General features: G+C 58.2%; 13 protein-coding genes. 8 read left to right on the forward strand and 5 right to left on the reverse strand.

Annotated features, from left to right (window positions below):
- Window positions 1-54: 54 nt before the first annotated feature.
- The gene (gene znuB / locus OHJ17_RS09210; RefSeq protein ID WP_002911451.1) at window positions 55-840 is read right to left on the reverse strand and encodes a zinc ABC transporter permease subunit ZnuB; all 786 of its coding nucleotides are present in this window, start codon (window positions 838-840) and stop codon (window positions 55-57) included.
- Complete coding sequence (gene znuC / locus OHJ17_RS09215; RefSeq protein WP_004197828.1) at window positions 840-1,559, reverse strand: zinc ABC transporter ATP-binding protein ZnuC; 720 nt, start codon at window positions 1,557-1,559, stop codon at window positions 840-842. Before znuC ends, znuB begins: the two co-directional genes overlap by 1 nt.
- 111 nt (window positions 1,560-1,670) lie before the next feature.
- Here znuC and znuA point away from each other — a divergent pair, with 111 nt between their 5' ends.
- The 3 genes from znuA to lpxM all read left to right on the forward strand — a co-directional run bounded on the left by znuA (window position 1,671) and on the right by lpxM (window position 5,042).
- Complete coding sequence (gene znuA, locus OHJ17_RS09220; protein WP_004180437.1) at window positions 1,671-2,615, forward strand: zinc ABC transporter substrate-binding protein ZnuA; 945 nt, start codon at window positions 1,671-1,673, stop codon at window positions 2,613-2,615.
- Window positions 2,616-2,630: 15 nt separating this feature from the next.
- On the forward strand, window positions 2,631-3,950 hold the full coding sequence (gene mepM / locus OHJ17_RS09225; RefSeq protein WP_004148858.1) for a murein DD-endopeptidase MepM: 1,320 nt from the start codon (window positions 2,631-2,633) through the stop codon (window positions 3,948-3,950).
- 117 nt (window positions 3,951-4,067) lie between these two features.
- Entirely contained in the window at window positions 4,068-5,042 is a 975-nt protein-coding gene (lpxM, locus tag OHJ17_RS09230; RefSeq protein ID WP_004175421.1) for a lauroyl-Kdo(2)-lipid IV(A) myristoyltransferase, read from the forward strand.
- A 40-nt stretch (window positions 5,043-5,082) separates the two neighbouring features.
- On the opposite strand, the gene pyk is transcribed toward lpxM, so the two are convergent.
- Window positions 5,083-6,525: a pyruvate kinase gene (gene pyk, locus OHJ17_RS09235; protein WP_002911440.1), complete on the reverse strand. Its 1,443-nt coding sequence runs from the start codon at window positions 6,523-6,525 to the stop codon at window positions 5,083-5,085.
- A 125-nt stretch (window positions 6,526-6,650) separates the two neighbouring features.
- Complete coding sequence (locus OHJ17_RS09240; protein WP_004145555.1) at window positions 6,651-7,556, reverse strand: MurR/RpiR family transcriptional regulator; 906 nt, start codon at window positions 7,554-7,556, stop codon at window positions 6,651-6,653.
- A gap of 159 nt (window positions 7,557-7,715) precedes the next feature.
- Here OHJ17_RS09240 and OHJ17_RS09245 point away from each other — a divergent pair, with 159 nt between their 5' ends.
- From OHJ17_RS09245 to OHJ17_RS09260, 4 genes are all read left to right on the forward strand, one after another.
- On the forward strand, window positions 7,716-7,865 hold the full coding sequence (locus OHJ17_RS09245) for a hypothetical protein (protein ID WP_004145554.1): 150 nt from the start codon (window positions 7,716-7,718) through the stop codon (window positions 7,863-7,865).
- 10 nt (window positions 7,866-7,875) lie between these two features.
- A complete protein-coding gene (gene zwf / locus OHJ17_RS09250; RefSeq protein WP_002911427.1) occupies window positions 7,876-9,351 on the forward strand; it encodes a glucose-6-phosphate dehydrogenase in 1,476 nt (491 codons plus the stop codon).
- 222 nt (window positions 9,352-9,573) lie between these two features.
- Entirely contained in the window at window positions 9,574-11,385 is a 1,812-nt protein-coding gene (gene edd, locus OHJ17_RS09255; protein ID WP_002911425.1) for a phosphogluconate dehydratase, read from the forward strand.
- A gap of 38 nt (window positions 11,386-11,423) precedes the next feature.
- Window positions 11,424-12,065 carry a bifunctional 4-hydroxy-2-oxoglutarate aldolase/2-dehydro-3-deoxy-phosphogluconate aldolase gene (locus OHJ17_RS09260; protein WP_002911423.1) on the forward strand — a complete coding sequence of 214 codons (642 nt, stop codon included), beginning with the start codon at window positions 11,424-11,426 and terminating at the stop codon, window positions 12,063-12,065.
- Between the two features lie 56 nt (window positions 12,066-12,121).
- Here the strand turns inward: OHJ17_RS09260 and purT are convergent, their stop codons facing one another.
- The gene (gene purT, locus OHJ17_RS09265) at window positions 12,122-13,300 is read right to left on the reverse strand and encodes a formate-dependent phosphoribosylglycinamide formyltransferase (protein ID WP_002911418.1); all 1,179 of its coding nucleotides are present in this window, start codon (window positions 13,298-13,300) and stop codon (window positions 12,122-12,124) included.
- Window positions 13,301-13,444: 144 nt separating this feature from the next.
- Here purT and OHJ17_RS09270 point away from each other — a divergent pair, with 144 nt between their 5' ends.
- On the forward strand, window positions 13,445-13,792 hold the full coding sequence (locus tag OHJ17_RS09270; RefSeq protein ID WP_002911410.1) for a YebG family protein: 348 nt from the start codon (window positions 13,445-13,447) through the stop codon (window positions 13,790-13,792).
- Window positions 13,793-13,858: the final 66 nt, after the last annotated feature.

Here is a 13,858-nt window from a genome sequence, read left to right on the forward strand (position 1 = left end):
GTTGAGCAGTTCATGGTGAAGCCCGGTCAGCAGCGTGACCGGGCTTTTTCATTTTCAGCTGGCGGCTTTTTTCGTCATGCTGAGAATAAACAGCACCGCGGCGCAGAGCACCACCGACGGCCCGGCCGGGGTATCATAGAAAGCCGAGAAGGTTAACCCGCCGGTAACGGCCAGCATGCCCACGCCCACCGCCACGGCGGCCATCTGCTCCGGCGTACGGGCAAAACGGCGGGCGGTGGCGGCCGGGATAATCAGCAGGGAAGTAATGATCAGCGCCCCGACGAACTTCATCGCCACGCCGATAGTCAGGGCGGTGACCAGCATCAACAGCAGCTTGACCCGCTGCAGCTTCACGCCGTCGACAAACGCCAGGTCCGGACTGATGGTCATCGCCAGCAGATTCCGCCACTGCCAGAGCAGAATGCCAATCACAATCACCACGCCAGTGGCAATGGCGATCAGGTCCTGCGGCGTAACCGCCAGCAGATCGCCGAACAGATACGCCATCAGATCGACGCGGACGTTAGACATCAGACTGACCACCACCAGCCCCAGGGACAGCGCGCTGTGCGCCATGATGCCCAGCAGGGTATCGATCGCCAGATGCGGTCGTTTTTCCAGCCACACCAGCCCGCCAGCCAGCAGCAGGGTCACGGCGATCACCGCATAGAACGGATTGACGTTAAGCAATAAACCGAAAGCGACGCCGAGCAGAGACGCATGCGCCAGCGTGTCGCCGAAATAAGACATGCGGCGCCAGACCACAAAGGAGCCCAGCGGACCAGCGGCGCAGGCCAGCATCATCCCGGCAAGCCAGCCAGGTAACAGAAGTTCAATCATTAGCGGCTGTTTCCCCGACGCAGTACAATTCGCCCCTGAAGGTCGTGGCGGTGATTATGGTGGTGGCGGTATATCCCCAGCTGTTCCGCGCCGCGCGGGCCGAACATGGAGATAAACTCCGGGTGCATGGAGACCACCTCCGGTGCGCCAGAGCAGCAGATATGCTGGTTCAGGCACAAAACTTCGTCGGTTTTGGCCATCACCAGATGCAGATCGTGGGATACCATTAGCACCGCGCAGTCCAGTTCATGGCGCAGCTGGTTGATAAGATCGTAGAGCGCCACCTGGCCGTTGACGTCAACACCCTGGGTCGGTTCATCCAGCACCAGCAGCTGCGGACGGTTGAGCAGGGCGCGGGCCAGCAGTACGCGCTGCGTTTCGCCGCCGGAGAGCTTTTGCATCGGCGCATCGATCAGATGCCCCGCCTGCACGCGCTTCAGCGCCGGCAGGATGTCGTCTTTACGGGTGCCCGGGCGCAAACGCAGGAAGCGGCTAACGGTCAGCGGCAGCGTGGCGTCCAGATGCAGTTTCTGCGGCACATAGCCGATGCGCAGGCGTGCGTCACGCTTGATAACACCCTCTGTCGGTGCTACCAGCCCGAGAACCACCCGCACAAGGGTCGATTTGCCGGCGCCGTTGGGGCCCAGCAGGGTTAAGATTTTGCCTGGCGTGAGAGCCAGCGAGATGTCAGACAACACGCGGCGTTGGCCAAAGGCCACCGAGACATTTTCCAGCGTTACAAGGTTTGTCATAGTAATTTAGGGGTTGCACAAGCTAGTGAATGTTATAATATCACATCACACTCACTTATTTCGATGACTAGACGCATTATGTTACATAAAAATACGCTTCTTTGCGCTGGACTTGGCGCTGTTTTTTTGTTCGCGCAGGTACCGCTGGCCAGCGCCGCCGTGGTGACTTCTATGAAACCGCTGGGCTTTATCGCGGCGGCCATCGCCGATGGGGTGACCGAGACCCAGGTGCTGCTGCCCGATGGCGCCTCCGAGCATGATTATTCCCTCCGTCCTTCTGATGTAAAACGCTTACAGAACGCAGACTTAGTGGTGTGGATTGGTCCGGAAATGGAAGCCTTTATGGATAAGTCGACGCAAAGCATTGCGGCGAATAAAAAGGTGACGATTGCCGAGCTGGATGGGGTCAAACCGCTGCTCATCACCGGGGCGGACGACGATGACGATCACCATGGTCATGACCATGGCGCAGCAGAAAAAGGTGACGGCGATCACCATCACGGTATTTACAATATGCATCTGTGGTTATCCCCAGAGATAGCGCGGCTTTCGGCGGTTGCAATCCACGATAAATTATTGGAACTTATGCCGCAGAGTCGAGCCAAACTCGACAGCAACCTGCAGCAGTTCGAGACCGCGCTGGCGGCGACCGACAAGCAGGTGAGCAATGAGCTGGCACCGCTGAAAGGGAAGGGCTATTTCGTTTTTCATGACGCCTACGGTTACTTTGAAAAACACTACGGTTTGACCTCGCTGGGGCACTTTACCGTCAACCCTGAAATACAGCCCGGTGCGCAGCGTTTACACGAAATCAGAACACAACTGGTTGAGCAGAAAGCCACTTGCGTTTTTGCTGAGCCACAGTTCAGGCCAGCGGTTATCGAAGCTGTTGCCCGGGGCACGTCTGTGCGCATGGGGACCCTGGATCCACTGGGGACAGGAATTACGCTGGGTAAAACGAGTTACCCGCAATTCCTCACCCAACTGGCGAATCAGTATTCGAGCTGCCTGAAAGGAGATTAACGAGGAAGTGAATACGTGCAACAGATAGCCCGCGCTGTCACTCAGGCATTCAACAATTTGCCACGACCTCATCGCGTCATGCTGGGGTCGCTTAGCGTTCTTACCTTAGCGGTCGCCGTCTGGCGACCCTACATTTACCACCCGGAATCCGCCCCCATCGTCAGAACCATTGAACTGGAAAAAAGCGAGATCCGCTCCCTGCTGCCGGAAGCCTCCGAGCCGATCGATCAGGCCCCACAGGAAGAAGAAGCCATTCCTCAGGATGAGCTCGACGAAAAAGCCGATAGCGATGCCGGCGGGCACGAATACGTGGTGTCGACCGGCGATACGCTCAGCAGCATCCTGAACCAGTACGGTATCGATATGGGCGATATCGCCCAGCTTTCCTCCGCCGATAAAGAGTTGCGCAACCTGAAGATTGGCCAGCAGCTCTCCTGGACCCTGACCGCCGACGGCGATCTGCAGAGCCTGACCTGGGAGATGTCCCGCCGCGAGACCCGCACCTATACCCGTGTGGATAACGGTTTTAAAATGAGCAGCGAGCTGCAGAAAGGCGATTGGGTCAACAGCGTGCTGAAGGGCACCGTCGGCGCCAGCTTTGTCTCCAGCGCGCGTGATGCCGGGCTGACCAGCACGGAAATCAGCGCGGTGATCAAGGCCATGCAGTGGCAGATGGATTTCCGTAAGCTGAAGAAAGGCGACGAATTCTCGGTATTGATGTCGCGCGAAATGCTCGACGGCAAACGTGAGCAAAGCCAGTTACTCGGCGTGCGTCTTCGCTCTGACGGTAAGGATTACTATGCCATCCGCGCCGAAGACGGCAAATTCTACGACCGCAACGGGACGGGTCTGGCGAAGGGCTTTATGCGCTTCCCAACGGCGCGTCAGTTCCGCGTCTCCTCTAACTTTAATCCGCGTCGTCTGAACCCGGTCACCGGCCGCGTCGCGCCGCACCGTGGCGTCGATTTCGCGATGCCGCAGGGAACGCCAGTGCTGGCGGTGGGCGATGGTGAAGTAGTCGTGGCCAAACGCAGCGGCGCTGCCGGGTATTACGTCGCGATCCGCCACGGCCGCACCTATACCACTCGCTACATGCACCTGCGTAAGCTGTTAGTGAAGCCGGGGCAGAAAGTGAAGCGCGGGGATCGCATTGCGCTGTCGGGGAATACCGGACGCTCTACCGGGCCACACCTGCACTACGAAGTGTGGATCAACCAGCAGGCGGTCAACCCGCTGACGGCTAAGCTGCCGCGTACCGAAGGGCTGAGCGGTTCTGACCGGACCGACTATCTGGCGCAGGTCAAAGAGGTCGTTCCGCAGCTGCGGTTTGACTAACCACCGGTCAGTGGAAAGCCGGTGCCCCAGGGCGCCGGCTTTTTCTTTTGTAGGATACCCGACGTCTCGCTACACTATCCCATTATCTTGATTAAGCAGTCGATCTGCGGATTGGGCATGGAAACGAAAAAAAATAATATTGAGTTTATCCCTAAGTTTGAAAAATCCTTTTTACTGCCGCGCTACTGGGGCGCCTGGCTGGGGGTCTTTGCCTTCGCCGGTATTGCGCTGACGCCGCCATCCTTTCGCGATCCGCTCCTCGGCAAACTCGGTCGTCTGGTAGGGCGTCTGGCGAAAAGCTCGCGCCGCCGGGCGCAGATTAATTTGCTGTACTGCTTCCCGGAAAAAAGCGAGTACGAGCGGGAAGCGATTATCGACGCCATGTATGCCTCGGCGCCGCAGGCGATGGTGATGATGGCCGAGCTGGGCCTGCGCGATCCGCAGAAAATCCTTGCCCGCGTCGACTGGCAGGGGAAAGCGATCATCGACGAGATGCAGCGCAATAATGAGAAGGTGATTTTTCTCGTTCCGCATGCATGGGGTGTGGATATCCCGGCGATGCTGATGGCCTCCGGCGGGCAGAAGATGGCGGCGATGTTCCATAACCAGGGTAACCCGGTGTTCGATTACGTGTGGAATACCGTGCGTCGTCGTTTTGGCGGGCGTATGCACGCGCGCAACGATGGGATCAAACCGTTTATTCAGTCGGTGCGCCAGGGCTACTGGGGCTACTATCTGCCCGATCAGGATCACGGCGCCGAACACAGCGAGTTTGTGGATTTCTTTGCTACCTACAAGGCCACGCTGCCGGCGATTGGCCGCTTAATGAAAGTGTGCCGCGCCCGCGTCGTACCGCTGTTCCCGGTCTACGATGGTAAGACGCACCGCCTGACGGTGCTGGTGCGCCCGCCGATGGACGATCTGCTGGACGCTGACGATACGACCATCGCCCGGCGGATGAACGAAGAAGTGGAAGTGTTTGTTAAGCCGCACACCGAGCAGTATACCTGGATCCTGAAGCTGCTGAAAACGCGCAAGCCGGGTGAAATTGAGCCCTACAAACGCAAAGAGCTGTTCCCGAAAAAGAAATAAAAAAAGCCTCCGTCAGGAGGCTTTTTTATCTCTACCGTGCTTACTCGACGGTGAGGATACGGGTGGTGTTGGTGCTGCCGATGGTGCTCATCACGTCACCCTGGGTCACGACCACGAGGTCGCCGGAGACCAGATAGCCTTTGTCCCGCAGCAGATTGACGGCGTCGTGCGCGGCGGCCACCCCGTCATTCTGGCTGTCGAAGAACACCGGCGTCACCCCGCGGTAGAGGGCGGTCAGGTTCAGGGTGCGCTCGTGGCGGGAGAGGGCGAAAATCGGCAGACCGGAGCTAATGCGCGAAGTCATCAGCGCGGTACGGCCCGATTCGGTCATGGTGATGATGGCGGTGATGCCTTTCAGGTGGTTGGCGGCATACATCGCCGACATGGCAATCGCTTCTTCCACGTTGTCGAACTGGACGTCCAGACGGTGTTTGGAGACGTTGAGGCTAGGGATTTTTTCCGCGCCCAGACACACGCGCGCCATCGCGGCCACGGTTTCCGAAGGATACTGACCGGCAGCGGTCTCCGCGGAGAGCATCACCGCATCGGTACCATCCAGCACGGCGTTGGCCACGTCCATCACTTCCGCGCGAGTCGGCATCGGGTTGGTGATCATCGACTCCATCATCTGGGTGGCGGTAATGACGGAACGGTTCAGCTGACGGGCACGACGGATCAGCGCTTTCTGGATGCCCACCAGCTCAGGATCGCCGATCTCGACGCCGAGGTCGCCACGGGCAACCATTACCACATCGGAGGCGAGGATCACGTCGTCCATCGCATCCTGATCGCAAACCGCTTCGGCACGCTCAACTTTGGCGACGATTTTCGCATCGCAGCCGGCATCGCGCGCCAGGCGACGGGCGTAGTTCAGGTCTTCGCCGCAGCGCGGGAAAGAGACGGCCAGGTAGTCGACGCCGATTTTAGCGGCGGTGACGATATCAGCTTTATCTTTGTCGGTCAGCGCTTCGGCAGACAGGCCGCCGCCCAGCTTGTTGATCCCTTTGTTGTTGGACAACGGGCCGCCGACGGTCACTTCAGTGAACACTTTCATCCCCTGAACTTCGAGGACTTTCAGCTGCACGCGACCATCGTCGAGCAATAAGATATCGCCCGGCACGACGTCCGCCGGCAGGCCTTTATAGTCGATCCCGACTTTCTCTTTGTCGCCTTCGCCTTTGCCAAGGTTTGCGTCGAGCAGGAATTTATCGCCGACGTTGAGGAAAATTTTGCCTTCTTTGAAGGTCGATACGCGAATTTTTGGTCCCTGGAGGTCGCCGAGGATGGCCACATGACGGCCCAGTTTTGCCGCAATCTCACGCACTTTGTCGGCACGGAGCTGATGATCTTCCGGGGTGCCGTGAGAGAAGTTCATACGTACTACGTTTGCGCCCGCGGCGATAACCTTTTCCAGGTTGTTATCGCGGTCAGTTGCCGGGCCTAAGGTAGTAACGATTTTGGTTCTGCGAAGCCTTCTGGACATGTAATACTCCGTTGACTGATACAACTTTGGTGTTGCGTGAACATGGATTCGGTAGCGCCAGCCTGCAACGTCGCACAGCCGGATCGTTATCGAAGGTGTAATGGGGTACTGCTTGTTATCAACTTTTATTGATTATCACTGGGTACGAATGGTTCTTTATCAAAACGCGATTCCTTCAGCGCTTCCTTGACCCTCTTCAAGTTATCTCTGAATTTTGCCCCCCGACGCAAGGTAAAGCCAGTCGCCAACACGTCAATGACGGTCAACTGGGCCAAACGGGAGACCATCGGCATATAGATGTCGGTATCTTCCGGCACATCAAGGGTAATGGCGAGCGTGGCTTCCCTGGCTAGCGGCGTACCGGCGGAGGTGAGCGCGATCACCATGGCATCGTTTTCACGAGCCAGCTGCGCCAGCTCCACCAGGCTCTTGGTTCTTCCGGTATGCGAGATAATCACCACCACATCATCGTCATCGCAATTCATACAGCTCATCCGTTGCAGGACAATGTCGTCGGAATAGATGACCGGCACGTTAAAGCGGAAAAATTTGTTCATCGCGTCGTGAGCGACCGCCGCTGAGGAGCCGAGGCCGAAAAAGGCGATTTTTTTGGCCTGAGTCAGCAGATCCACCGCGCGATTTACCGCCGACATGTCGAGAGAATGGTGCACCTGATCTAAACTCGCCATGGCCGATTCGAATATTTTTCCCGTGTATGACTCAACGCTGTCGTCTTCATCGACATTCCGGTTAACATAGAGCGTGCCGTGCGCAAGGCTCTGGGCCAGATGCAGTTTGAAGTCAGGGAATCCGCGGGTTTCGAGACTACGGCAGAAGCGATTGACGGTCGGTTCGCTAACCCCGGCCTCAAGGGCGAGGGCGGCGATGCTCGAATGAATGGCCTGCTCGGGGGTGGCGAGGATCACTTCCGCCACTTTGCGTTCAGATTTGCTAAGGTGTTCCAGTCGGGACTGGATTTTTTCCAGCATGTTCATTAGTAACAGGGCGCTCATCAATGGAAACGATTTCATTAATGGGTGAAATCATTGGGCGTTTTAGCAAGAATATACCCCTCCGCAAGCGCAAGCGGTGAGGAATGACGTGAAATGATGTTGTTTTTTTTCATTACATGATCAGGGTCGTATTTTACTGACCTGAACCAGGTACAAACAACGAACAATAACGGCCGAATGCCCAAATCATCGCCGAATGTTTTCACCCTGTGCGGTTTTACCGCCGCAAACGAAGGGGAAGGCTTTCGGGAAATACGTAAACACAGTACAGTGCAGTGTAAGAAAATTACAAATATAGCCTGGCAAAAGCACCAGACTATCAACTGAGGAGAATGACATGGCGGTAACGCAAACGGCCCAGGCATGCGACCTGGTCATTTTCGGCGCGAAGGGCGACCTGGCGCGGCGTAAATTGTTGCCTTCCCTGTATCAGCTTGAAAAGGCGGGCCAGATCCACGCTGACACCAGAATCATTGGCGTCGGCCGTGCGGACTGGGATAAAGCGGCTTATACCAAAGTCGTGCGCGAAGCGCTGGAAACCTTCATGAAGGAAAAAATTGATGAAGGTTTGTGGGATACCCTGAGCGGACGCCTGGAGTTCTGTAATCTTGACGTCAATGACACCAGCGGCTTCACCCGCCTGGGTGAGATGCTGGATCAAAAGAACCGTGTCACCATCAACTATTTCGCTATGCCGCCGAGCACCTTTGGCGCGATCTGTAAAGGGCTGGGCGAAGCGAAGCTTAATGCCAAGCCTGCGCGCGTAGTCATGGAAAAACCGCTCGGCACCTCGCTGGAAACCTCCCGTGAAATCAACGACCAGGTCGGCGAGTTTTTTGAAGAGTGTCAGGTCTACCGTATCGACCACTATCTCGGTAAAGAGACGGTCCTCAACCTGCTGGCGCTGCGCTTCGCCAACTCCCTGTTCGTCAATAACTGGGACTGCCGCACCATCGATCACGTCGAAATCACCGTCGCGGAAGAGGTGGGTATTGAAGGGCGCTGGGGTTACTTCGACCAGGCCGGGCAGATGCGCGACATGATCCAGAACCACCTGCTGCAGATCCTGTGCATGATTGCCATGTCACCGCCGTCCGATCTCAGCGCCGACAGCATCCGTGATGAAAAGGTCAAGGTGCTGAAATCCCTGCGCCGTATTGACCGCTCCAACGTGCGCGAGAAAACCGTTCGCGGCCAGTATACCGCCGGCTTTGCCCAGGGCAAAAAAGTGCCTGGCTATCTCGAAGAGGAGGGGGCCAACAAGACCAGCAACACCGAAACCTTCGTGGCGATCCGCGTCGATATCGATAACTGGCGCTGGGCTGGCGTACCGTTCTATCTGCGCACCGGCAAACGTCTGCCGACCAAATGCTCAGAGGTAGTGGTTTACTTCAAAACCCCGGAACTGAATCTGTTTAAAGAGACCTGGCAGGAGCTGCCGCAGAACAAGCTGACCATTCGCCTGCAGCCGGACGAAGGGGTAGATATCCAGGTACTGAACAAAGTGCCGGGCCTCGATCATAAACATAACCTGCAGATCACTAAACTGGATCTGAGCTACTCCGAAACCTTCAACCAGACGCATCTGGCCGATGCCTATGAACGTCTGCTGCTGGAGACCATGCGTGGCATCCAGGCGCTGTTCGTTCGCCGCGACGAAGTAGAAGAGGCGTGGAAATGGGTTGACTCCATTACCGAAGCCTGGGCAGCCGACCGCGATGCGCCGAAACCGTATCAGGCCGGGACCTGGGGACCGGTTGCGTCGGTGGCCATGATCACTCGCGACGGTCGTTCATGGAACGAGTTCGAGTAAGGCTGGAGGCTAATCCGTCAGGGTTATTTTACCGGTAACATGATCTGACGCAGAAAGTCGCACGCTTTTTAATCTTTTAAGCCCCGTGAGGATTCACCCACGGGGCTTTTTTTATTACACTGCCTGCAGACATTTTGCCCCTGAGCGCTGGTGTTTGTGGCCTTTACCACGTCAACACGTCATCACGCAGCGGCCGGACAGATAAAAATTTGAGGAGCCTTTATGAATTCGACAATGTTACGGGTAACAAATCGCATTATCGAACGGTCGCGTGACACCCGCGCGGCTTACCTCGCAAGGATTAACCAGGCCAAAACCGACACCGTGCATCGTGCGCAACTGGCCTGCGGCAATCTGGCTCACGGATTCGCGGCCTGCCAGGCTGACGACAAAGCCTCCCTGAAGAGCATGTTGCGCAACAACATTGCCATCATCACCTCCTACAACGACATGTTGTCCGCTCACCAGCCCTATGAACACTACCCGGAGATCATCCGCAAAGCGCTGCACAGCGCCAATGCGGTCGGCCAGGTCGCCGGCGGCGTGCCGGCGATGTGCGACGGCGTAACGCAGGGGCAGGACGGGATGGAGCTTTCACTCCTGAGCCGCGAGGTGATCGCTATGTCCGCCGCCATCGGCCTGTCGCATAACATGTTCGACGGGGCCCTGTATCTCGGGGTCTGCGATAAAATTGTTCCCGGTCTGACCATGGCGGCGCTCTCATTTGGCCATCTGCCGTCGGTCTTTATTCCCTCCGGTCCGATGGCCAGCGGCCTGCCGAATAAAGAGAAGGTTCGCATTCGCCAGCTGTATGCAGAAGGGAAAGTTGACCGTATGGCGCTCCTGGAGTCCGAAGCCGCCTCTTATCACGCGCCGGGGACCTGTACTTTCTACGGAACGGCAAACACCAACCAGATGGTGGTCGAATTTATGGGCATGCAGCTGCCGGGCTCGTCCTTTGTCCATCCGGATGCTCCGCTGCGGGAAGCGCTGACCGCCGCCGCCGCGCGCCAGGTCACCCGCATGACCGGCAACGGCAATGAGTGGATGCCGCTGGGCAAAATGTTTGACGAAAAAGTGGTGGTCAACGGCATCGTGGCGCTGCTGGCGACCGGTGGCTCCACCAACCACACTATGCACCTGGTGGCGATGGCCCGCGCGGCGGGAATTATCATTAACTGGGACGATTTCTCCGACCTGTCAGACGTGGTGCCGCTGCTGGCGCGCCTCTATCCCAACGGCCCGGCGGATATCAACCACTTCCAGGCGGCAGGCGGCGTTCCGGTACTGGTGCGCGAGCTGCTGAAAGGCGGCCTGCTGCATGAGGATGTTCACACCGTGGCCGGCTTTGGCCTGTCGCGCTACACCCTGGAGCCATGGCTGAATAACGGCGAGCTGGACTGGCGCGAAGGGGCGACAGCGCCATTGGACGACCAGGTCATCGCGACCTTTGAAAAACCATTCTCCCGCCACGGCGGCACCAAGGTGCTGAGCGGCAACCTGGGACGCGCGGTAATGAAAACTTCGGCGGTCCCGGTGGAGAACCAGGTGATTGAAGCGCCGGCGGTGGTATTCGAGAGCCAGCACGACGTGTTGCCGGCCTTTGAAGCGGGGCTGCTGGACAAAGACTGCGTGGTGGTGGTCCGTCATCAGGGGCCAAAAGCGAACGGGATGCCAGAATTACATAAACTTATGCCGCCACTTGGTGTATTATTGGACCGCCGTTTCAAAATAGCGCTGGTGACCGATGGCCGACTCTCTGGCGCCTCCGGTAAAGTCCCGTCAGCCATTCACGTCACGCCTGAAGCGTATGATGGCGGCTTGCTGGCGAAAGTGCGCGATGGCGATCTTATTCGCGTGAACGGACAGACGGGGGAACTGACGCTGCTGGTGGATGAGGCCGAACTGGCGGCGCGTCAGCCGCATATCCCTGACCTCAGCGCATCGCGCGTGGGAACCGGTCGGGAGATGTTTGGGGCGCTGCGTGAGAAGCTCTCTGGCGCGGAGCAGGGCGCAACCTGCATCACTTTTTAAGACGATTTAATTTCTAGATCTGGCGAGAGAAAATCCTGATGAAAAACTGGAAAACAACAGCAGAAGCAATCCTCACCTCCGGTCCGGTTGTCCCGGTTATCGTAGTGAAAAAGCTGGAACACGCGGTACCGATGGCGAAAGCGCTGGTGGCGGGCGGCGTTCGCGTGCTGGAAGTTACCCTGCGCACCGAGTGCGCCCTGGAGGCGATCCGCGCGATTGCCAAAGAAGTTCCGGACGCGATTGTCGGCGCGGGCACGGTTACCAACGTTGAGCAGTTGAAAGCGGTAACGGAAGCCGGCGCGCAGTTCGCTATCAGCCCGGGTCTGACCGAATCCCTGCTGAAAGCGGCGACCGAAGACGGCACCATCCCGCTGATCCCGGGGATCAGCACGGTATCTGAGCTGATGCTGGGTATGCAGTATGGCCTGAAAGAGTTTAAATTCTTCCCGGCGGAAGCCAACGGCGGCGTGAAAGCCTTGCAGGCGATTGCGGGTCCGTTCGGCCACATTCGTTTCTGCCCGACCGGCGGTATCTCTCCGGCCAACTACCGTGACTACCTGGCACTGAACAGCGTACTGTGCATCGGCGGTTCCTGGCTGGTGCCAGCCGACGCCCTCGAAGCCGGCGACTACGATCGCATCACCACCCTCGCGCGAGAAGCGGTGGAAGGCGCGAAATAAACCACGCCTCCAGGTCAACAACCCGGTCTGCGGCAACGCGACCGGGTTTTTTGTCTTTACCCTTCGACGATGACCGCCGCGGCGGCGGCTTTAGCGCGCGCCACGGCCTCCTCAACCGAATCGGCGACGGCGAGGGTTACCCCCAGGCGGCGGGTACCGTCAATCTCCGGCTTGCCGAACAGACGCAGCTGCAGGCCAGCCCCGACGGCCGACTGCAGCTGGCCAAAGCTGACGTTCTGGCTGGACAACTGCGGAAGGATCACCGCGGAGGCGGCCGGACCATACTGGCGGATAGCGCCGACGGGTAGCCCGAGGAAGGCGCGAACGTGCAGGGCGAATTCCGAGAGATCCTGGGAGATAAGCGTCACCATCCCGGTGTCGTGTGGTCGCGGGGAGACTTCGCTGAAGATCACCTCGTCGCCGCATACGAACAGCTCCACGCCAAACAGACCATAACCTCCCAGCGCCAGCACCACCTCGCGGGCGATGGCCTGGGCACGCTCGAGGGCCAGGTCGCTCATCTGCTGCGGCTGCCAGGACTCGCGGTAATCGCCGTCTTCCTGACGATGGCCAACCGGAGCGCAGAAATGCACGCCATCGACAGCGCTGACGGTGAGCAGGGTGATTTCGAAATCGAAGTTCACCACCCCCTCGACGATCACCCGTCCGGCGCCAGCGCGGCCGCCCTGCTGCGCATAGCGCCAGGCTTCGCTGAGCTGGTCAGCCGAGCGGATAAAGCTCTGGCCTTTGCCGGAGGAGCTCATCACCGGTTTAACGATGCATGGCAAACCGATCTCGGTAACCGCCGCGCGGAAGCCTTCTTCGCTGTCGGCAAAACGATAGCGGGAGGTGGGAAGCTGCAGCTCTTCCGCCGCCAGGCGGCGAATGCCTTCGCGGTTCATGGTGAGCTTTGCCGCCCGCGCCGTGGGGACCACTTTCTGCCCGGCCTGTTCCAGTTCGACCAGGGTGTCGGTAGCGATAGCTTCGATCTCCGGCACGATATAATCAGGTTTTTCCTGTTCAATCAGGGCGCGCAGGCTCTCGCCGTGCAGCATATTGATGACGTGGGCGCGGTGGGCGACCTGCATCGCCGGGGCATCGGGGTAGCGGTCTACGGCGATGGTTTCAATGCCCAGACGCTGACATTCAATAGCGACTTCTTTACCCAACTCGCCGGAACCTAACAGCATAACTTTGGTGGCTGCCGGGCGCAGCGCGGTGCCTAATACAGTCATAACTCTCATCCGCAGTAAAAAAAGATGGCAGCGATTATAAACGAAAACGTTTGCGTATGTCTTTACGCGCGTAACGCGCGTGAGTTGAGTCCGGGAGGGAAATTTGCTATACTGTATAAAAATACAGTGTTGAGAGGCTGCAGTATGGCGGTTGAAATTAAATATGTGGTGATCCGCGAAGGTGAGGAAAAAATGTCTTTTGCCAGCAAAAAAGAGGCCGACGCTTACGACAAAATGCTCGATCTGGCAGAGGTGCTGAATGACTGGCTGGTGGCATCGCCGCTGGAGATGGATGACGTCCAGCGCGATACCATGGCGATGTGGCTGGCGGAGCGTAAAGAAGCGCTGCAGCATATCCTGCGAGTTGGCCGACTGCCGGAGCAAGAGACGCCCGCACAGGACGCCTCCGCGCCGTCGGCTACCGCCGAGACTTCTCCGGCGGGTGATGACGCCGTGCCGGCGGCCAAAGCGCGCAAAGCCAGGGCAGCCTGAACGCTGGCGGTCAGTCACTGGTCGGTCGGCTCCGATGCTGCCGTCGCACGTACCTTTGCGCATCTT

The organism is Klebsiella sp. KP20-425-1, assembly GCF_025813515.1.
Classification (GTDB): Bacteria; Pseudomonadota; Gammaproteobacteria; order Enterobacterales; family Enterobacteriaceae; genus Klebsiella; species Klebsiella pneumoniae.

Excerpts from the sequence above, each read along its gene's own strand:
- znuB (WP_002911451.1), bottom strand. The coding sequence starts at position 840 with ATGATTGAACTTCTGTTACCTGGCTGGCTTGCCGGGATGATGCTGGCC.
- znuA (WP_004180437.1), top strand. The coding sequence starts at position 1,671 with ATGTTACATAAAAATACGCTTCTTTGCGCTGGACTTGGCGCTGTTTTT.
- lpxM (WP_004175421.1), top strand. The coding sequence starts at position 4,068 with ATGGAAACGAAAAAAAATAATATTGAGTTTATCCCTAAGTTTGAAAAA.
- pyk (WP_002911440.1), bottom strand. The coding sequence starts at position 6,525 with ATGTCCAGAAGGCTTCGCAGAACCAAAATCGTTACTACCTTAGGCCCG.
- OHJ17_RS09240 (WP_004145555.1), bottom strand. The coding sequence starts at position 7,556 with ATGAAATCGTTTCCATTGATGAGCGCCCTGTTACTAATGAACATGCTG.
- OHJ17_RS09245 (WP_004145554.1), top strand. The coding sequence starts at position 7,716 with ATGCCCAAATCATCGCCGAATGTTTTCACCCTGTGCGGTTTTACCGCC.
- zwf (WP_002911427.1), top strand. The coding sequence starts at position 7,876 with ATGGCGGTAACGCAAACGGCCCAGGCATGCGACCTGGTCATTTTCGGC.
- edd (WP_002911425.1), top strand. The coding sequence starts at position 9,574 with ATGAATTCGACAATGTTACGGGTAACAAATCGCATTATCGAACGGTCG.
- OHJ17_RS09260 (WP_002911423.1), top strand. The coding sequence starts at position 11,424 with ATGAAAAACTGGAAAACAACAGCAGAAGCAATCCTCACCTCCGGTCCG.
- purT (WP_002911418.1), bottom strand. The coding sequence starts at position 13,300 with ATGACTGTATTAGGCACCGCGCTGCGCCCGGCAGCCACCAAAGTTATG.
- OHJ17_RS09270 (WP_002911410.1), top strand. The coding sequence starts at position 13,445 with ATGGCGGTTGAAATTAAATATGTGGTGATCCGCGAAGGTGAGGAAAAA.